Below are 17,886 nucleotides of genomic sequence, written 5' to 3' on the forward strand. Positions count from 1 at the left end.
TTATCCGAAGCGCGTGGGGTGCGAGGGGAGCCGAAGGGCGGAAGATCGCCCCAGGCTACGCCAGGTCGAGGTCAGCCGCGCAGCTCATACGCGTATGTGCCCTCGCCCTCCCAGACCCGGACGAACCCGGTCCGTTCGAGTACGGCGCGGGAGGGGGCGTTGCCCTCTTCGACCGTGGCGAACAGCCGGCGTACGTCGTCCCGGGCGAGCGCCCAGCCGGCCAGCGTGCGCAGCGCCTCGGTGGCGTAGCCGTGGCCGCGGGCGCCCGGGACGAGGTCGTAGCCGATCTCGGTCCGCCCGTCCTCGTCGGGCGCGGCGTGGAATCCCATGCTGCCGATCGCCCGGCGGTCCGCGCTGCGGACGACGACGTAGAGCCCGAAGCCGGGCCGCAGGACGCCGGTCTCATGGGCCCGGAACACCATGCCGGCGGCGTCGCGCGTGCCGTCGTACGGGCTGCCGCCGAGCCAGTCGTAGCCGCCGTCGCCGCCGGACCAGAGATCGGCGAGGGCGGTGGGGGAGGCCCCTTCGAGGGTGAGCCGGGGGCCGGGGATCCGGGTCACGACGCGAGCAGCTCCAGCTCGGACCGCAGGTTGTAGCGCGCGGTCGCTTCCCACTGCCGTGCCCCGTACGGCGTCCTGAACAGCCGGGGCAGCTCGAGGAGCTGACGGAGGATCGCGGCGCGCCCGCCGCGGAAGGCGTCGTTCGGCACGAAGTGGTACTCCTCGCGGACGGCGGCCGTGTAGGCGGCGTACGCGGCGGGCGGCGAGGCGAGGATCGCGAGGTCGGCGTCGCACAGCACCTGTCCGTCGCGGTCCTCGTCGGCGGGATCGTGGGTGACGGTCAGCCGTACCAGCCGCGCCACCTCGGCGGTCCGCGTCTCCCCCACCCCCGCCTCGGGCAGCGCCCGCTCGGCCAGCCGGGCGGAGCGCTCCTCGTTCTCGGAGCGGTCGGGCAGGTACACGGCGTCGTGGAACCAGGCGGCGAGCCGTACGGCGGCCGGGTCGTCCGCGTGCTCCTCCAGTACGTCGATGTGGTCCAGGACCGCCGAGAGGTGCTCGACGGTGTGGTACCGCCGCTGGGGTTCCCGCCAGCGGGTGAGGAGGGCGTCGGCGTAGGGCGCGGGGTCGGGGCCGCCGGCGGCGGGGGCCCTGGCTGCCTCCAGGGCGTGGGCGAAGCGGGTGCGCAGGGCGTCGAGGTCGGCCATGGGCTCATTCTCGCGCGGGGACCGCACGTATGGTGCAATTGGACTAGACAACTGGACTAGACCTGTTGTGCGGATGCTCCGTGATGCTTCTCGATGAATGGGGTCCCATGAGCGAGCGTGCAGTGCTGGAGGTGATCGCCCTCGACGCCGAGGACGCGATCGCGGCCCGGGCCGGAGGCGCGGACCGCCTCGAACTGGTCACCGACATGGCCGCGGACGGCCTGACCCCACCCGTGCCGGTCCTCACCGCCGTCCGGGCCGCCGTCGACATCCCGCTGCGCGTGATGCTCCGCCTGACGGACGGCTTCGCGGCGGGGGACGTGGACCGGCTGGTGCGGGTCGCGGGCGAGTTGCGGTCCGCCGGGGCCGAGGAGTTCGTCCTCGGCTTCCTCGCCGCGGACGGCGGGGTGGACCTCGGCGCCGTGGAACGGGTCGTCGCCGCACTGGACGGCTGCCCCTGGACCTTCCACCGGGCCCTCGACCACGCCGCCGACCGCGACGCCGTACGCAAGCAGCTGGACGGCCTGCCCGGCCTGGACACCTACCTCACGGCAGGCTCGCCCACGGGCGTGGACGAGGGCCTGCCGACCCTGCTGGCCGAGGCGACCCGGGGAGGGGACCAGCAGCTCCTGGTCGGCGGCGGACTGCGCCTGGACCATGTACCGGCCCTGAGAAGGGCGGGGGTGACGGCTTTTCACATCGGAGGAGCGGCGCGGCCCGGGGGCTGGCAGAAGCCGGTATCGGCAGAGGCCGTACGCAATTGGCGCCACGTACTCGACAGGGGCTGACCTGTCCCACCTAGGGGCGCGGGGCTCTGTCGATATGCGGCTCCGCCGCGTGGGCGCGACCAGCCCGAACGCACCCGCACCCACCCACCGACATCACCCCAACTCGGCCGGCAACTCCCCCGCATACGCCACGATCAACCCCGACACCGCCCGGGTCAGCGCCACATACAACCGCCGCAACCCCGTCCGCTCGTCCGGCTCCCCCTCCACGACCGCCCGAGGCTCGTCCAGCACGACATAGTCGTACTCCAGACCCTTCGCCAGCGACGCGGGCACCAGCGTCAGCCGGGTCTCCGCGGTCGTCTCCTCACCGGGGTCCAGGTACGCGATGCCCGCCTCACCCAACGCCTCCGCCAGCGCCGGCACCCGCGCGTCCGCGGCGATCAGCCCCACCGACCCCTCGTTGCGCAGCAACTCCTCGCAGGCGGCGACCACGTCGTCGGCCCCCGCCACCGGCCGGAGGTCGAAGAACCCGGGGTTCTCCCGCACGGAGGCGACCGGAGCGAGCCCGGGGGCGATGTGCGGGAGCAGCCGGGAGGCGTACGTGATGACGTCCGTCGGTACGCGGAAACCGGCCGTCAGCTCCTCGATCACCCCGTCCGCCTTGCCGAGGTGGGCCAGGGCCTCGCCCCAGCTCCGCGTCGCCCAGGGCGTGGTGCCCTGCGCCAGATCGCCGAGGACGGTCGCCGAGCCGGTGGTGCAGCGCCGCCCCACCGCCCGGTACTGCATCGGCGACAGATCCTGCGCCTCGTCCAGCACCACATGGCCCAGTGAGTGCGTGCGCTCCACGATGTCGGCCGTCTCGTCGATCAGCACGGCGTCCGCGGCCGACCACTTCGCGGCCTTCACGCTCCGCACCGGCTTCGCCCACAGGACGGTCTTCTGCTCGTCCTCGTCGAGGATCCCCTCCGCGTGGACGGCGAGGAAGTCCGCGTCGGTGAGCAGGCGCAGCACCAGTTTCGCCGGGTCGACGGGCGGCCAGACCTCCTTCACCGCCGCCTTGACCGCGCTGCCCCGGGCCACCGCGTCCTGCACCCGGTCGTCCGGGGCCTCCCCGGACCGCTCCATCTGCACCAGGACGGCATGCGCGATGCGCTGCGGAAGGGCCTCGCGGGCGGCGCCGTAGCGGATGTTCCGGTCGAGCAACTCGCGGACGATGTCCTCCAGTTCGTACGCCGGGACGCGCCAGCGGCGCGAGCCGCGCACCACGACGACCGGCTCGGTGGGCATCCGCACATGGGAGTACACGGCCCGCCTCAGGACCTCCGCGAGCCTCGCGTCGCCCTTGACGACCGCGGCGGGCGCCTCGTCCGTGCCGCGCACCTCGACGTGCGCGACCAGGTCGTCCACGGTGGCCTGGCGGACCGTCAACTCGCCCAGGGCGGGCAGCACCTGCTCGATGTAGTGGAGGAAGGACTTGTTCGGCCCGATGACGAGGGTGCCGGTCCGGGCCAGCCGCTCCCGGTGGGCGTAGAGGAGGTAGGCGACCCGGTGCAGGCCGACGGCGGTCTTCCCGGTGCCCGGACCGCCTTGGACGCACACGGTCCCGCCGAGCCCGGACCGGACGATCTCGTCCTGCTCGGGCTGGATGGTGGCGACGATGTCCCGCATCGGACCGACACGCGGCCGCTCGATCTCCTGCTGGAGCAGCTTGCTGGTGCGGGCCGCCTCCTGCGGGTCGGAGAGGTGCTCGTCCTCGTACGCGGTGAGGTCACCGCCGGTGTAGCCGAAGCGGCGCCGCAGTCCGACGTCCATCGGGTCCTTCTTCGAGGCCCGGTAGAACGGCTGCGAGACCGGGGCGCGCCAGTCGATGACCATGGGGTCGCCGTCACCGTCGTGCACATGCCGCCGCCCGATGTAGAAGCGCTCGCCCTCGGCGCCCTCGGCCTGTTCGGCGCCCGGGGCGTGCAGATAGTCGAGGCGGCCGAAGAACAGCGGGGTGTCGCTCAGGTCGGCGAGCGCCTTGATGCGTTCGTCGATCTGGCGGGAGAGGACCTCGGCGTTCACCCAGTTCGCGGTGACGTCTCTGATGTCGAGCGCCTCGACGTCCTCCCGCATGGCCCGCAGGGCGGCCCGGGAGGAGGTGAGGTGGGCGCGCTCGCGGCCGAGCGGGTCGTCGTGGACGGACGTGGACAAGGGGGTGCCTCCGGGCCTGCTGGGGGTGGGCTACGGCGATGCCGTCCGGTTTCCGTCCGGGCGGCGGCACTCCGTGGAGGGAGGCGGGCAAGAGCGGAGATTTTAGAGGAACGAGGAAGCTGCGGCCAACGTCTTTTCCCCGGGCGCCCCGGTCGCCCGCTGCCTCATCGCCGTCTGCGGAGTTCTTCCGTCACCCGTTTCGCCTCCAGGAGCGCCGTGCGCAGGGCGCCGATGGCCGCACCCTGCTTGCGGGAGAGCAGGAGCAGCTGGCCCACGCGGTCCTTGCGGGGGCGGAGCCGGTGCGGGCGGTCGGGCAGGGCGGTGGTCTCGTAGGCCGTGATGAGGGCGACGACAGGGGTGAGCGGGATGCCCGGCCAGGCATCCACCGCGTGGTCTATCCGGCTGCGCTTCTCCAGCAGCAGGACGAGGTCGGCCCTGGTGGCCTCCCTGCGGTCGAGGTCGTCCAGCAGCAGGAGGGTGGAACAGAGGAGGTCGCGCAGGGGCAGGAGCTCCTCGGCCTCCCGCTCGAAGCGGCGCTTGCGCAGCTGAAGGGTGAAGAGGGCCACGGTGACGAGGGCGCCGGCGATCGTCGCGATCGCCGCCCACATCGGCCCGTCGATGCCGCCCAGCAGGGTGGGGCCGCCGACCGTGACATCGGCCCCCAGCGGCGAGTCCGTGAGGCCTCGCACCGGAAGCGCCTGAAGCGAGGCCGTCATGGTGCCGTCCTGGAGGGGTGATCCGGACGTCGTGCGTCACGCCCCGTGGTCCGATGTGTCCGATCCGTGCATTTGTCGACCTGTTGTGTAGCGTTTCGCTCTTCTTCGCCGGGGCGGGGGCGGCACATGAGAACGTGCACCATGGGCTGATCCTTCGTGACTTTCCGTGACAGCGGGAAGGTGGGATGAACGCCGGGTCCGCTCGGTGCTCTCAAGAGGCTGGGAATCCTGGAGAGCACCGGGCCGGTCCCGCCGTCAGTCCAGTGGATGAGGCGGCACCAGCCGCGAGATGATCCGGTGGCGGTCCCGCCAGCCGGGGTCGTTCCGCTGCATGGACCGCAGCAGATCGAGGGCGATCGAGTAGGCCGAGGCCAGGGCCCCGCCCACATTGGCGGCGATCGCCGACGCCACCCCGATCCGGTCCAGCAGGATCAGCGTGCCGGTCAGCCCGATGGCGGCCGCGCCGATATGAAGGCCCGCGCTCGGCACTCGCTCGGCCCGTCGGCGGATGCTCTCCCGTTCGGTCTGGCGCCGGGTCCGCATGTCGGTGGCCAGTCCGTCCGCGTACCGCTCCTGGAACGCTTCCCGGCTCACGGCCGGCCCCCTGTACGCCTGGAATTTACGGGAGGTGTTCTCGGTCTCGGTGCCGCAGGCCCTGGTTCCCATCAGTTCCCTGTCCTCTCGGTTCCGGTCCTGTCCACCTCAGACCCCCTGCGGGACGGAGTCGTGCCTCGGCTCCGGACGGCTCGGCGGTCCCGGGCGCTTGGCTCCGATGCCCATGCCTTTCAGAAACGCGGCCAGGCCGTCGGTGTCGCACCCCTCGGTCTTCAGCTGGCCCCAGGCCTGACACAGGTGGGAGCTGACGGTCGCCTTCTCCACCTGGAGAAGCGTGGCGCAGTGCCCTTCCGGAAGGTCGAGAATTCCCCTCAGGTGGAATACCTGCTTCCGTCGTTTGGTGAGTTTGTTCTGGGCGGACTCGAGTGCGCCCAGGATGTAATCCCTTCGCTGATGCACGTTCTGCCTTTCGTCGGTGGCCTCGCTAAGCAGCCACGCTTCGACCTCGGGAGCCAGAAGATCGAAGAAGGGTTCCCAGGTCATTTCCTTCGGGCCGTCGTACGCGGGGTCGAGCAGCGACTGCCGCTTCTGGGCGGCCTTTTCCATGAGCTCTTCCTTGAACCTCTCCTCCGGGGATCGCTCCGGCCATCTCCTGACCAGCGGGTTCTTCCGTACGGGCGGACGATGGACGCGTGCTCCGTACCGGCCGCCGACGAACGCCTCCTGCATGCACGCGCTGAGCCACGGATCGAAAGGCCACCAGGGATGCCCGTACTGCGGCCAGATCTCGAGCTTCAGCCGGGCTGCGTGAGGTTTCAGCAGACCCGACAGATCCTGCGAAGAACGGCTCGCCGACAACGGGGGCCTCCTGGTACTCAAGTTTCCGATGGGAGCTCGGTAAAGAAGCTACTCCCAGCGGAAAACGGAGCCTCAAAAAGGCGGAGCGGACCAGGTCGGAACGCATATCGCCAGCATTCACTGGCCTGTTGTGGCGATCGCTGGATGACGTGCCGTCAGCCCGACGGGCACCGGTCACGGCCGAGGGAGCCCCTAGGGGATCTCGTGGCCTCCCTGAGGGGGGTCCGTCAGCCGGGAGTCGTACGTGCGTTCAGCGCAGGTTCGCCCGTGGGACCGATGCCCCCTTTATGCCGTCCGGCGCACCATGGAGACATGAGTGCAGCGACCCTCACCCCAGCCCCCGGTCGCCCGTCCGGCGCGACTCCGCTTTCCGACGTCCACCGTCACCCCGTCGGCGACGCCCTGCATGCGATCAGGGTGTTCGTGGGCGCCGCCTTCGACGTCGTCATCCTCGGCGAGTACGGCGAAGAGGCCGGAGTCCGCCGCCGGCGGTGACCGCTCAGCCCTCGGCCAGCAGCTCGTCCGCGTCCATGATCCGGTAGGCGTACCCCTGCTCCGCCAGGAAGCGCTGCCGGTGGGCCGCGAAGTCCTGGTCGATGGTGTCGCGGGCGACGACCGAGTAGAAGTGCGCCTGGTGACCGTCCGCCTTCGGGCGCAGCACCCGGCCCAGGCGCTGGGCCTCCTCCTGGCGGGAGCCGAAGGTGCCGGACACCTGGACGGCGACCGTCGCCTCGGGCAGGTCGATCGAGAAGTTCGCCACCTTCGACACGACCAGCACGCTGATCTCGCCCTCCCGGAAGGCGTCGAAGAGCTTCTCGCGCTGAGCGTTGGACGTCTCGCCCTTGATGACCGGTGCCCCGAGGTGCTCGCCCAGCTCGTCGAGCTGGTCGATGTACTGGCCGATGACGAGGATCTGCTGGCCCGCGAAGCGCCGCACGATCGCCTCGGTCACCTTCCGCTTGGTCGCGGTCGTCGCACAGAAGCGGTACTTCTCCTCCGCCTCGGCGGTCGCGTACGCCAGCCGCTCGGAGTCGGTGAGATTGACCCGTACCTCCACACAGTCCGCCGGCGCGATGTAGCCCTGCGCCTCGATCTCCTTCCACGGCGCGTCGAACCGCTTGGGGCCGATGAGGGAGAACACGTCCGACTCACGGCCGTCCTCCCGGACCAGCGTCGCGGTCAGACCCAGGCGGCGGCGGGCCTGGAGGTCGGCGGTGAACTTGAAGACGGGGGCGGGCAGCAGGTGCACCTCGTCGTAGACGATCAGCCCCCAGTCCCGGGAGTCGAACAGCTCCAGGTGCGGATAGACGCCCTTCCGCCGGGTCGTCAGCACCTGGTAGGTGGCAATGGTGACCGGGCGGATCTCCTTGCGCGTCCCGCTGTACTCGCCGATCTCGTCCTCGGTGAGCGAGGTCCGCTTCACCAGCTCGTGCTTCCACTGCCGGGCCGAGACCGTGTTGGTGACGAGGATCAGCGTGGTCGACTTCGCCTGGGCCATCGACCCCGCGCCGACCAGCGTCTTGCCGGCCCCGCAGGGCAGGACCACGACCCCGCTCCCGCCGTGCCAGAAGTTCTCCACCGCCTGCTTCTGGTACGGCCTGAGCGCCCAGCCGTCCTCCGCCAGCTCGATCGGGTGCGCCTCGCCGTCCACGTACCCGGCGAGGTCCTCGGCCGGCCAGCCCAGCTTCAGCAGGGTCTGCTTGATCTGGCCGCGCTCCGAGGGGTGCACCACGACCGTGTCCGGGTCGAGCCGGGCGCCGACCAGCGGGGCGATCCGCTTGGAGCGCAGGATCTCCTCCAGCACCGGCCGGTCGGTCGTGGTCAGCACCAGCCCGTGCGCCGGGTGCTTGGACAGGGTCAGCCGGCCGTAGCGGTCCATCGTCTCCGCGACGTCCACGAGCAGCGCGTGCGGCACCGGGTAGCGGCTGTACTGCACCAGCGCGTCCACCACCTGCTCGGCGTCGTGCCCGGCCGCCCGCGCGTTCCACAGGCCCAGCGGGGTCACCCGGTAGGTGTGGATGTGCTCGGGCGCCCGCTCCAGCTCGGCGAACGGCGCGATGGCGCGACGGCAGTCGTCGGCCTGCTCGTGGTCGACTTCCAGGAGCAGGGTCTTGTCCGACTGGACGATCAGCGGTCCGTTCACGTGGTACGCACATCCTTCCGGGGCGGCCAAACGTCCAGTGTGCCCCATCCCGCGTGCAACCCCGAGCGCCTCTTGACGGTCTTGTCCAGGGGAAGCCGTGCAACGCGCGCGGCTCGGTGAGGAGCTCGCGGTGACTTCGGTACGCATCTGGGGACCCGGCGTGGGCGCTGTGGTGGTGCTGGTGGCGACCGGGGCGTGGGCGCGGGGGTCGAGCGCCGTGGACGCCGGTCTGTGGGCGTCCGTGCGCCCCGCGATCGAGGAGCGGCTCGTCGCGCGGTCCCAGGGGGACGGGGTCGGGGACAGCGAGCCCGGGCTGAGGGCGCGCTGGTTCTGCACGGCGAAGGCGCTGGATCTGCGGGAGGAGGGGGAGCGTCGGGTGCGGGCCGGGGTCGACACGATGTGTGTGGAGTACGGGGTGCGGGACGGGGCGCTCCAGGAGTGCGCCGGGTCGCACTATCCGCAGGTGATGCGGCTGGAGCGGGACGGGGAGGGATACCGGGTCGTGTCCCAGGAGGAGCCGCCGGACGGGGCCGGGTACGCGGAGTGGGAGGAGGCCCACTTCTCCGTGTTCGCAGAGTCTCGGTTGGACGGGGCGGTGTCGTCGGCGGGGTTGGAGAGTGCCGCGCGGGTTCATTTCGGGTTGGGCGCGGATTCAGCAGTGGGGGACTGTTAGCCGTCGTGCGGGTGCGGGTGCGGGTGCGGGTGCGTTGTGGCTGGTCGCGCCCACGCGGCGGAGCCGCATATCGATACAGCCCCGCGCCCCTTGGGGGCGCGGGCCCAGAGGGCGCTCTAATCGTCCGCCAGTTCCGCCACCCCCGTGATCCGGTGCAGCGGATACGTCCTCACCTCGTCCGCCGTGTGGTCGTACGCCGTCACGAAGCCGCCCTCCACCCGTACGGGGGCGATGACGCGCTGGCTGGCGGAGCCCTCCGCGTTGACGTAGCCGATCCAGAGGGCCTCGCCGGTCAGGACGGCGGCCTGCATCGTGGCCAGGGTCTCGGCGGAGCTGGTGCGGGGGAGCTCCCCGGGGGCGAGGGCGGTCGCCGTGTCCGCGGGTTTGCGGGGGGCCGTCGAGGCCAGGTCGCCCGCCCTGATCGCCCGGACCGCCGCCGTGAGGAGGGTCGCGTCGGGGACCGGGGGACCGTCGGGGACCGGCTCGGGGGCCGTGCGGGGCGGGGTGCGGTGGGCGTGGGCGCGGGTGATCAGGACATCTCCCTCGGCGGACTCGGCGGCGGGGGCGTACCCCATCGCACGCAGCCCTTCGAGGAGGGTCGCGGGATCGGCCTGGGCCGCCAGCACCGTCGGGGCGAGCCGGCGCAGCCGCAGCGCGCCGGCCCGCTTGTCGGCGAGGATCTCGTTCAGCACCGTGTCGTCGTCGCAGCGGACGTACGCCGAGGCCGCGCCCACCCGGAGCTGGCCGTGTCTGCGCGCCACGTCGTCGATCAGATAGGCGAGCGGCTGCGGCACCGGCGTACGCGCGTGCTGGGCGAGGAAGGCGTGCAGGTCGGAGGCGCTGCGGCCGGCGTCGAGGGCGCGGCGTACGGAGCCGGGCGTGAAGCGGTAGACGGTCGCGCCGCCCTTGGACTCCACGTCGGCGAGCACCCCCAGCACCTCGGCGAGCGGGCGGCGCAGGGGGCCCGGGGCCACGGCCGTGAGGTCGGCCTGGAGCAGGACGTGGTCCAGGGGCTCGGGCAGGAGCGGGGCCAGGAGGCGGCCGGCGGCCGCGGTGGCCACGGCCTGCTCCGGCGGGGACAGGGGGGCGAGCGGGGCGGCCGTGCGGTGGTGGTGGACCGGGAGCTTGTCGCCGGGGCCCTCCGGTTCCGGGTGCCGGCCGGGGGCGGCCGGTGACCCGCCGATCAGGGCCCGGCCCTGTGCCGACAGCGCGCCGCGTCCGGTCACGCCGAGCAGTTCGGCCTCGGTGAGCGTCCAGCGGGCGAGCCGGGAGCGGAGGTCGTCCTCGGTGGTGGAGCTCTGCGGGCCGCGCAGCGGGCGTTCCCAGCGGAGCCGGGCCAGGACCGCCTGCGGGTCCGGCGCGGCGCCCTCCGGCAGGGCGGCCAGGAGCGACAGCACCCGGTGGCGCACCTCGGGCGCGGCGGAGCGGTCGAGTCCGGGGCCGAGCGCCGACAGCGCCCGCTCCTTGGCGTCCCGCCCGCCGACCACACCGGACGTCCGGGTGGCCGCCAGCCAGGCCTGGGCGAGCCCCGCCCAGCGTTCGGCGGCGGGCCGCTCCAGCCACTCGTCGTACGCCGGGGTCGCCGCGTACCGCTCGTCGGCCTCGCCGTCGGAGGCGATCAGTCCGGCGGCGTACGCCAGCTCCACCCAGAAGGCCGCGACCGGCTCCGGTACGTCGAGGGCGACGGCGGTCCGCTTCAGGTCCCGCACGCTCAGCCCGCCGGCCCGGAGCACCGCGGGGCCGCCCTCGTCCCAGTCCTTCAGCAGCTCCTCCACCGTCGCCAGCGCGGTGTAGGCCTGCCCGGCCGCCGTACTGTCCACAACCTGTGGACGGTGGGCGGCGACCGGCTCCACGGCGGGCGGCAGCGGCTCCGGCGCCCGGTGCGCCCGCCCGGCCCGCAGATGCAGGGCGACCTCACGGGGGAGGACGACCGTGCCGGGGGCCGTCGGCAGCAGCAGGGCGCGGTCAAGGAGCCAGCGCAGCCGGGGCGCCGGATCATGGGTGACCTGGCCGTACGGCGGGCCCCACACCAGCCGCTCCAGCACCTCCAGGGACTCCGCCGGGGCCTTGGCCAGCAGGGCCTTCATCTTCCTGCGGTGGGTGAAGAGCGCGGTCAGGGCGTCCACGGCGGACACCGAGTCGTGCGTGGACGGCAGCCCGGCCGTCGCCACGATCTCCTGGATCCGGCCCGGCGACATGCCCGCCGTCGCCTCCCGCACACTCGGGCCGAGGCCCGTGGGGGACGGGTGCTGCGGCGACGGGGCGAGCAGCTCACGGGCCGTGCGGACCAGACGCAGACGGTCGTCGGCGCCCCACACCAGCGCCTGCTCGCGCAGCGCCGCGAGGGCGGCGGGCAGCGCGGCCGACACCTCCGGGTCGCGGGCGTCCCCGGCCATCAGGCCGAGCAGTTCGTCGTACGACGACGGGTCGGCGGCCACCGCCAGCGCCTCCGCGGTCTGCAGGGCGAACCGGTCGAGCCGCTCCAGCGCCCGCACGACGGAGGCACGCGTGCCGGCCCGGGTGGCGAGCTGGGTGAGGTCGCCGGGGACCGGCGTGACGAGGTCGGGGCGGCTGCGCAGGAGGGCGGCCAGGGAGGAGTCGTCCCTGCCGCGGAGCGCTTCCGCGAGGGACCGGGGGGCCGGGTGGTCCTCGGTGCTCATCTTGCCCACGTTAGCGGGTCGCCGTTCCCGGGGGCTGCGTCCCGGGACCCGCGCATCCCCTGCGCGATACCGTGCCTTTCGTGGGGATCGAGAGCGACCAGGTCGTCTACGAGTATCTGAGCCGCGTCGGCGACGTCGCACACCAGCAGCAGTTGTCGTCGGCCACGCGGATGCGGCTCGTGTCCGAGCTGCGCAACGAGATCGACCGGCGCCGGTCCAGGGCGACCGTCGACTCGCCCGCCGCCGTCCGCCGCATCATCGACCGCCTCGGCAGCCCGGACGACGTCGTCGCCGCCGCGGCCGACAGCGGCGCGGGTGCCCCGCAGGCGCCGACACCCTCCGTGCCCGTGCAGCGGGACGACGAGGACCGGCCGCCGCCGGCTCCCCAGGGCCTGGGCAAGGTGCCCGGACCCCGGTCGGGGGCGCTCGCCGACGAGGCGCAGGCGCCCGACTGGTGGGAGCGGGAGTCCGATCCGTTCGCCATGGGCGACGAGGTGCCCGGGTTCGTCGGCGGGGTCGAGATCCCGGAGATGCTCCGCCCGCCGCGGCCACCGCGGCCGGAGAAGGAGCCGGAGGCGCCGAAGGAGGCGGCCGAGGCCGCCGGAGGGGAGGCCGGGGCGGAGGCGGCCGCCAAGGCACGGCGGCGGTTCCTGCCCGCCCTCCCCAGCGGCGGCTGGAGCAACCCCCTGCTGCTGCTCGCCGCGGTCGCCCTCGTCGTCGGCGCGGTGCTCGGCAAGCTGCTGCTGCTGGTCGCGGGCTGGGCCATCGCCTATGTCTCGCGGAGGCTGACCGACCGGGAGACCAAGCTGGCGGTCATGTGGCTGCCGGGGCTGTCCGTCGCCGCCGGGCTGGTGTGGCTGTGGGGCCGCAGCGAGGGCCGCTGGGGTGCGCCCATCGCCGAGGGGCACATGAACGACGCGATCGGCGAGACCTGGCCGTGGGTGGTGCGGGGCGCGGCCGTGGCGTCGGCGCTGTTCCTGGTCTGGCGGTCGCAGCGGCGGAAATAGACCGTGGTCCGAGGGGCCCGACCGGGCACAATGTGCCGCATGACCGTCGCCTCCCCCCGCGCCCGTACCGTCGGCTTCGACCTCGACATGACCCTCATCGACTCCCGGCCCGGTATCCACGCCTGCTGGACGGAGCTGTCCGCGCGGACCGGGACGTACGTCGACGCGGATCTGGTGGTCACACGGCTGGGGCCGCCGCTGGCGGAGGAGATGGCGCACTGGTTCCCGGCGGAGGAGATAACGGCCATGGCCGACCTCTACCGCGAGATCTACCCGGCGTACGCCGTCACCGGCACGCTCGCGATGCCCGGCGCCCACGAGGCGCTGGAGGCGGTGCGGCGGTCCGGCGGGAAGACGATCGTCGTGACCGCGAAGTGGGAGCCCAACGCCAGGCTGCACATGGAGCACCTGGGCATGCGGCCCGACGCGGTGATCGGCAACCTGTGGGCGGCGCAGAAGGCGGAGGCGCTGCGGGAGCACGGCGCGTCCGTGTACGTGGGCGACCATGTGGGGGATGTGCGCGGGGCCCGGCTCGCCGAGGCGTTCTCGGTGGGCGTGACCACGGGGCCGTGCAGCGCGGCGGAGCTGACCGAGGCCGGGGCGGACGTCGTCCTCGACGATCTGACCCGGTTCGGGGAGTGGTTCGCGGACTACGAGGGCTGATTTCCCGCCCGCGCCTGACGGCGGCCCGCCGCGATCGACTGGAGCACTCCGGCGCCCGCGACGAGGAATCCGACGCCCATGAGCATGCTCAGTCCGAACATATACGTCGGGAAAGGCGTCGTGCCGAGGAGCAGCGGGGCGATCGTGACCAGGGTGGCCACGGCGCCGGCGAAGAAGACGATGGCTCCGGCACGGATCAGTCGGTCACCGGGAGCGGCGGAATTCGTTTGGGTTTTGTCACGCACCGGACCAGGGTAGTTCCCACCGCGAAGGAACAACCGGGCGACGTCTTGTCACCCGCTCGAAGACCATTAGCCTTGGTACCGGCGGGTCATGGTCGACCCGCCCGACTGCTCTCAAGAGCCGTTCCAGGGCTGTTTTTTCCAGAAGCAAGTTTCCGACGAGTACGAGGACGAGGACAGACGTGCCTACCGGCAAGGTCAAGTGGTTCAACAGCGAGAAGGGCTTCGGCTTTCTCTCCCGTGACGACGGCGGTGACGTCTTCGTCCATTCCTCGGTCCTCCCCGCCGGAGTCGAGGCCCTGAAGCCGGGCCAGCGAGTGGAGTTCGGTGTCGTCGCCGGACAGCGCGGTGACCAGGCACTCTCCGTCGTCCTCCTCGACCCGACGCCCTCCGTCGCGGCGGCCCAGCGCAAGAAGCCCGACGAACTGGCCTCCATCGTGCAGGATCTGACGACCCTCCTCGAGAACATCACGCCGATGCTGGAGAAGGGCCGCTACCCCGACAAGGCCTCCGGCAAGAAGATCGCCGGCCTGCTGCGCGCGGTCGCCGACCAGCTGGACGTCTGACCCCCTGGGAAGCGCCGGCGCATCCGGGCCGAGGGGCGGCACCAGCCCCTCGGCCCGGATGCGCGTCAGCATCCCCCTGACCGCGACGGCCGTCAGGGAAACGAAAGCGACTCGGCTCCGAGCGCGGGCAGCAGGCCTTCGGCTGCGGCTCGGGTGAGCAGCCCTCTGACCGCTGCGTAGCCGGCCTCGCCCAGGTCTGCCGTGAACTCGTTGACGTACAGGCCGATGTGCTGGTCGGCGACCGTGGGGTCCATCTCCTGCGCGTGGGCCATGACGTACGGGCGGGAGAGCTCGGGGGCGTCCCAGGCGGTGCGTACGGAGGTGCGGATCGCGGACGCCAGGGCGGTCAGGGTGTCCGGGCCCAGGGAGCGCTTGGCGATGATCGCGCCCAGCGGGATCGGCAGGCCCGTGGTGGACTCCCAGTGCTCGCCCATGTCCGCGAGCTTGTGCAGACCGTAGTTCCGGTACGTGAAGCGCGCCTCGTGGATGACGAGCCCCGCGTCGACCTTGCCGTCCCGTACGGCGGGCATGATCTCGTGGAAGGGCAGGACCACGATCTCGCCCACCCCGCCGGGCAGCGTGTCCGCCGCCCACAGCCGGAACAGCAGGTACGCCGTCGACTTCTCGGACGGGACCGCGACCGTGCGCCCCGTCAGGTCGAGCCCGGCCTCCCGGGTCAGGACCAGCGGGCCGCAGCCCCGGCCCAGCGCACCCCCGCACGGCAGCAGCGCGTACGTGTCGAGGACGTACGGCAGCACGGCGTACGACACCTTCAGCACATCGAGCTCGCCCCGCTCGGCCATGCCGTTGGTGACGTCGATGTCCGCGAACGTCACGTCCAGCGCGGGCGCGCCCGGCACCCGGCCGTGGGCGAGGGCGTCGAAGACGAACGTGTCGTTCGGACAGGGGGAGTACGCGATCCGCAGCGGCTGCTCACTGGTCATGCCGGTTCCAACTCTCCAGAAGGGGCGCGAGCTTCCCGAAACCGGCCGTCAGCGCGGCCAGCGCCTCGCCGATGCGCCAGGCCGCGCGGTCACGGGGGCCCACGGGATTGGAGACCGCGCGGATCTCCAGGACGGGGGTGCCGTGCGCGCCGGCCGCCTCGGCGACCCCGAAACCCTCCATGGCCTCGGCCAGCGCCTCGGGGTGGCGGGCGCGCAGGGCCGCGGCGCGGGCGGCGGTGCCGGTGACCGTGGAGACGGTCAGGATCTCGCCGGTACGGGCCCCGGCGGCGTCCCCGATGGCCCGTACGAGTGAGTCCGGCGGACGGTGGGTGACGGTGCCGAAGCCCAGCTCGGTGACCGGCAGGAAGCCCTCCGGGCTCTCCGCGCCCAGGTCGGCCACGGTGATCCGGTCCGCGACGACCAGCGAGCCGACGGGCGCCCCGGGCAGGAAGCCGCCCGCGATACCGGCCGAGACGACCAGGCCGTACGGCTCACCGGCCAGCGTCGCGGCGGTCAGCGCGGCGGACACGGACGCGGCGGCGAGCGCCGGGCCGACCCCGGCGGCGAGGAGGTCGCAGGCCCCGCCGGTGCGGTGGAGCTCCGCCCCGGGCAGGGACACCGGCCGGCCGGGCTCCGGAAACGCCCGTGCCACCGCGTCCCGTTCTGCGGGGACCGCGGTGGCCACGAGGATGCGGGCGGAGGACGTGACTAGTCGTCCTTCTTCAGCTTGAACGACCACAGACCGGTCGCGGTCTGGCTGTCCTTCTTGCCGTCGCCGGCCTTGATGGTGACGAGCGTCGAGTTGCCCTGGGCGCCGTACTGGGCGTTGAAGAACACGCTGCCCGGGATGGTGCGGTACGTCTTGTCGCTGTCCTCGGTGAGCGGCTGACCGTTCATCAGGATGGTCCAGCGCTTGTCCGCGACGTCGGGGTCGACACCGAAGCGGACCGTCTCGTCCGGGTCGACGTCGATGGACTTGATGTCCTTGTCGGCCAGGCACTTCGTCAGGGCCGCGGCGTTCAGCGCCTTGCCCTCGCCGCCGCAGGTGGCCTCGGAGCTGACCGAGGTGCGGCCGACGGTGATCGTGGACAGCGGCGTCGGCTTGTCACAGGCCGACAGGACGAGCAGTCCGGCGGAAACGGCGCCGGCGGTGGCGACGGCGCGGCGTCGCGTTACGGAGTGCAGCGTGGTCATGGGGCGAAGGCTATCGGGCGGGCGCGGCGGTCTCTTTATGCGGGGGGCCATGCCGCTGTGTGTTACGCCACGCGGGCCTTCGGGGTTCCTCCGTGACGGGCCGAGCCGATCAGACCACGCACCGTCGTCAGCCAGCCGAGCGCGAGGACCCCGGCGGCCACGCACAGGCCCAGCGTGCCGTTGAGCGGCATCACGATGCCGATCGCGCCGCCCAGCACCCACGCCATCTGGAGCATGGTCTCCGACCGGGCGAACGCCGAGGTGCGCACCAGCTCCGGCACGTCCCGCTGGATCAGCGCGTCCAGCGACAGCTTCGCCAGCGCCAGGCAGAACCCGGTCGTCGCCGTCAGACACGCCACCAGGAACGCGCCGAAGAAGATCGCCGCCGTGATCGCCGCGCCCAGGACCACCGCGAGGACCGTCACGATGATGATCTCCGGAGCCCGGGCCCGCAGCCACGCCCCCACCGCCGTACCGAGCGCGTTGCCCGCGCCCGCCGCGACCGCCACTATCCCCAGCGACACGGCCGCGCTGGACCCGGTCAGCGGATGCTCCCGCAGCAGGAAGGCGAGGAAGAAGGTCAGGAAGCCGGACAGCCAGCGCAGCGCCGCGTTCGCGCCGAGGGCGTGGGTGACCGCGATGCCCACGGTCCGCAGACCGGGGCGCTTGACCGGCTGCCGGTGCGGTCCGTGCAGATGCTCCTCGTCCGCCGCGAGCAGCGCGATGTCCTCGCCCTTCGCCGAGTCCACCTTCGGCGGCAGGGAGAACGACAGGAACGTACCCGCCATGAAGATCACGAAGGCGCCGTAGAGCGGCCAGCGCGGCCCGATCGCGTGCAGCCCGGCCCCCACGGGAGCCGCCACACCGGTGGCGAGGAGCCCGCCGAGGGTGACCCGCGAGTTCGCCTTCACCAGGGAGAAACGCGGTGGCAGGAGACGGGGGACCACGGCGCTGCGGACCACGCCGTACGCCTTGGACGCGACCAGCACGCCCAGCGCCGCCGGATACAGCTCCAGACTGCCGCTGGAGACCGCCCCGGCGATGATCAGCGCCAGCAGGGCCCGGGCGAACATCGCCCCGGCCATCGCCGCCCTGCGGCCGTGCGGCAGCTTGTCCAGGAGCGGGCCGATCACGGGGGCGAGCACCGTGAAGGGCGCCATGGTGATGGCGAGGTACAGCGCCACCCGGCCCCGGGCCTCGTCCGTCGGCACCGAGAAGAAGACGGTGGAGGCGAGCGCGACGGTGATCATCACGTCCCCCGCGCCGTTCACCGCGTGCAGCTCGATCAGCTTGCCGAGGCCGGATTCCCCCGCCCCGTGCGCGTGCGTGGCCTTCCTGATGCCGCGGGCCGTGCCGGTGAACGGAAGGTGCAGGGCACGGCCGACCGCGCGGACCGACCCGCCGATCCGGCCCGATCCCCTGAATCCCTTCGATCCCCTCGTCCCACCGGTCCCGGTGGCACCTGGGGATGCTTTCGCGGCTGCCACTCCGTCATAGTGCCCCGAGAAGGCCCCGCATAGTGCGGTTACCGCGCGGA

Annotated in this window: 19 protein-coding genes; 6 read left to right on the forward strand and 13 right to left on the reverse strand. The window is 72.6% G+C overall.

What is annotated here, in order from left to right; all coding sequences use genetic code 11:
* Window positions 1-71: 71 nt before the first annotated feature.
* Both ABZ490_RS07050 and ABZ490_RS07055 read right to left on the reverse strand, forming a co-directional pair.
* Window positions 72-560: a GNAT family N-acetyltransferase gene (locus ABZ490_RS07050; RefSeq protein WP_358985407.1), complete on the reverse strand. Its 489-nt coding sequence runs from the start codon at window positions 558-560 to the stop codon at window positions 72-74.
* On the reverse strand, window positions 557-1,204 hold the full coding sequence (locus ABZ490_RS07055; RefSeq protein ID WP_358985410.1) for a hypothetical protein: 648 nt from the start codon (window positions 1,202-1,204) through the stop codon (window positions 557-559). The genes ABZ490_RS07050 and ABZ490_RS07055 overlap by 4 nt, the downstream gene beginning before the upstream one ends.
* A 107-nt stretch (window positions 1,205-1,311) precedes the next feature.
* Between ABZ490_RS07055 and ABZ490_RS07060 the strand changes: the two genes are divergently transcribed.
* Window positions 1,312-1,992, forward strand: a complete 681-nt coding sequence (locus tag ABZ490_RS07060; protein ID WP_358985413.1) for a copper homeostasis protein CutC — start codon at window positions 1,312-1,314, stop codon at window positions 1,990-1,992.
* Between the two features lie 93 nt (window positions 1,993-2,085).
* Here ABZ490_RS07060 and ABZ490_RS07065 read toward each other — a convergent pair whose 3' ends face one another.
* The 4 genes from ABZ490_RS07065 to ABZ490_RS07080 form a co-directional block, all read right to left on the reverse strand.
* Window positions 2,086-4,128, reverse strand: coding sequence for a UvrD-helicase domain-containing protein (locus ABZ490_RS07065; RefSeq protein WP_358985416.1), 2,043 nt, complete (start codon window positions 4,126-4,128; stop codon window positions 2,086-2,088).
* 164 nt (window positions 4,129-4,292) lie between these two features.
* Complete coding sequence (locus ABZ490_RS07070; protein ID WP_358985419.1) at window positions 4,293-4,844, reverse strand: hypothetical protein; 552 nt, start codon at window positions 4,842-4,844, stop codon at window positions 4,293-4,295.
* Between the two features lie 255 nt (window positions 4,845-5,099).
* On the reverse strand, window positions 5,100-5,510 hold the full coding sequence (locus ABZ490_RS07075; RefSeq protein ID WP_358985422.1) for a hypothetical protein: 411 nt from the start codon (window positions 5,508-5,510) through the stop codon (window positions 5,100-5,102).
* Window positions 5,511-5,546: 36 nt separating this feature from the next.
* Window positions 5,547-6,257, reverse strand: a complete 711-nt coding sequence (locus tag ABZ490_RS07080; RefSeq protein WP_358985425.1) for a hypothetical protein — start codon at window positions 6,255-6,257, stop codon at window positions 5,547-5,549.
* Window positions 6,258-6,569: 312 nt separating this feature from the next.
* Between ABZ490_RS07080 and ABZ490_RS07085 the strand changes: the two genes are divergently transcribed.
* Window positions 6,570-6,752: a hypothetical protein gene (locus ABZ490_RS07085; protein WP_358985428.1), complete on the forward strand. Its 183-nt coding sequence runs from the start codon at window positions 6,570-6,572 to the stop codon at window positions 6,750-6,752.
* Window positions 6,753-6,756: 4 nt separating this feature from the next.
* Here the strand turns inward: ABZ490_RS07085 and ABZ490_RS07090 are convergent, their stop codons facing one another.
* Window positions 6,757-8,400, reverse strand: coding sequence for a DNA repair helicase XPB (locus tag ABZ490_RS07090; protein ID WP_358985431.1), 1,644 nt, complete (start codon window positions 8,398-8,400; stop codon window positions 6,757-6,759).
* A 130-nt stretch (window positions 8,401-8,530) separates the two neighbouring features.
* Between ABZ490_RS07090 and ABZ490_RS07095 the strand changes: the two genes are divergently transcribed.
* Entirely contained in the window at window positions 8,531-9,073 is a 543-nt protein-coding gene (locus ABZ490_RS07095) for a hypothetical protein (protein ID WP_358985434.1), read from the forward strand.
* Between the two features lie 116 nt (window positions 9,074-9,189).
* Here ABZ490_RS07095 and ABZ490_RS07100 read toward each other — a convergent pair whose 3' ends face one another.
* Window positions 9,190-11,733, reverse strand: coding sequence for a helicase C-terminal domain-containing protein (locus tag ABZ490_RS07100; protein WP_358985437.1), 2,544 nt, complete (start codon window positions 11,731-11,733; stop codon window positions 9,190-9,192).
* A gap of 80 nt (window positions 11,734-11,813) precedes the next feature.
* On the opposite strand from ABZ490_RS07100, the gene ABZ490_RS07105 reads away from it, so the two are divergent.
* Together ABZ490_RS07105 and ABZ490_RS07110 are read left to right on the forward strand one after the other, a co-directional pair.
* Window positions 11,814-12,740, forward strand: coding sequence for a hypothetical protein (locus ABZ490_RS07105; RefSeq protein ID WP_358985440.1), 927 nt, complete (start codon window positions 11,814-11,816; stop codon window positions 12,738-12,740).
* 39 nt (window positions 12,741-12,779) lie between these two features.
* Window positions 12,780-13,403, forward strand: coding sequence for a haloacid dehalogenase-like hydrolase (locus ABZ490_RS07110; RefSeq protein WP_358985443.1), 624 nt, complete (start codon window positions 12,780-12,782; stop codon window positions 13,401-13,403).
* Here ABZ490_RS07110 and ABZ490_RS07115 read toward each other — a convergent pair.
* Window positions 13,391-13,648 carry a hypothetical protein gene (locus ABZ490_RS07115; protein ID WP_358985446.1) on the reverse strand — a complete coding sequence of 86 codons (258 nt, stop codon included), beginning with the start codon at window positions 13,646-13,648 and terminating at the stop codon, window positions 13,391-13,393. The genes ABZ490_RS07110 and ABZ490_RS07115 overlap by 13 nt on opposite strands.
* Before the next feature lie 179 nt (window positions 13,649-13,827).
* On the opposite strand from ABZ490_RS07115, the gene ABZ490_RS07120 reads away from it, so the two are divergent.
* A complete protein-coding gene (locus ABZ490_RS07120; protein ID WP_340378024.1) occupies window positions 13,828-14,211 on the forward strand; it encodes a cold-shock protein in 384 nt (127 codons plus the stop codon).
* Between the two features lie 92 nt (window positions 14,212-14,303).
* Here the strand turns inward: ABZ490_RS07120 and ABZ490_RS07125 are convergent, their stop codons facing one another.
* From ABZ490_RS07125 to ABZ490_RS07140, 4 genes are all read right to left on the reverse strand, one after another.
* Complete coding sequence (locus ABZ490_RS07125) at window positions 14,304-15,155, reverse strand: 1,4-dihydroxy-6-naphthoate synthase (RefSeq protein ID WP_358985450.1); 852 nt, start codon at window positions 15,153-15,155, stop codon at window positions 14,304-14,306.
* On the reverse strand, window positions 15,145-15,840 hold the full coding sequence (locus ABZ490_RS07130; protein ID WP_358985453.1) for a futalosine hydrolase: 696 nt from the start codon (window positions 15,838-15,840) through the stop codon (window positions 15,145-15,147). Before ABZ490_RS07130 ends, ABZ490_RS07125 begins: the two co-directional genes overlap by 11 nt.
* 23 nt (window positions 15,841-15,863) lie before the next feature.
* On the reverse strand, window positions 15,864-16,349 hold the full coding sequence (locus tag ABZ490_RS07135; RefSeq protein WP_358985456.1) for a DUF2771 domain-containing protein: 486 nt from the start codon (window positions 16,347-16,349) through the stop codon (window positions 15,864-15,866).
* Window positions 16,350-16,411: 62 nt separating this feature from the next.
* Window positions 16,412-17,836 carry an MFS transporter gene (locus ABZ490_RS07140; protein ID WP_358985459.1) on the reverse strand — a complete coding sequence of 475 codons (1,425 nt, stop codon included), beginning with the start codon at window positions 17,834-17,836 and terminating at the stop codon, window positions 16,412-16,414.
* Window positions 17,837-17,886 lie beyond the last annotated feature (50 nt).

The organism is Streptomyces sp. NPDC005811 (genome assembly GCF_040630405.1).
Lineage (GTDB): Bacteria > Actinomycetota > Actinomycetes > Streptomycetales > Streptomycetaceae > Streptomyces.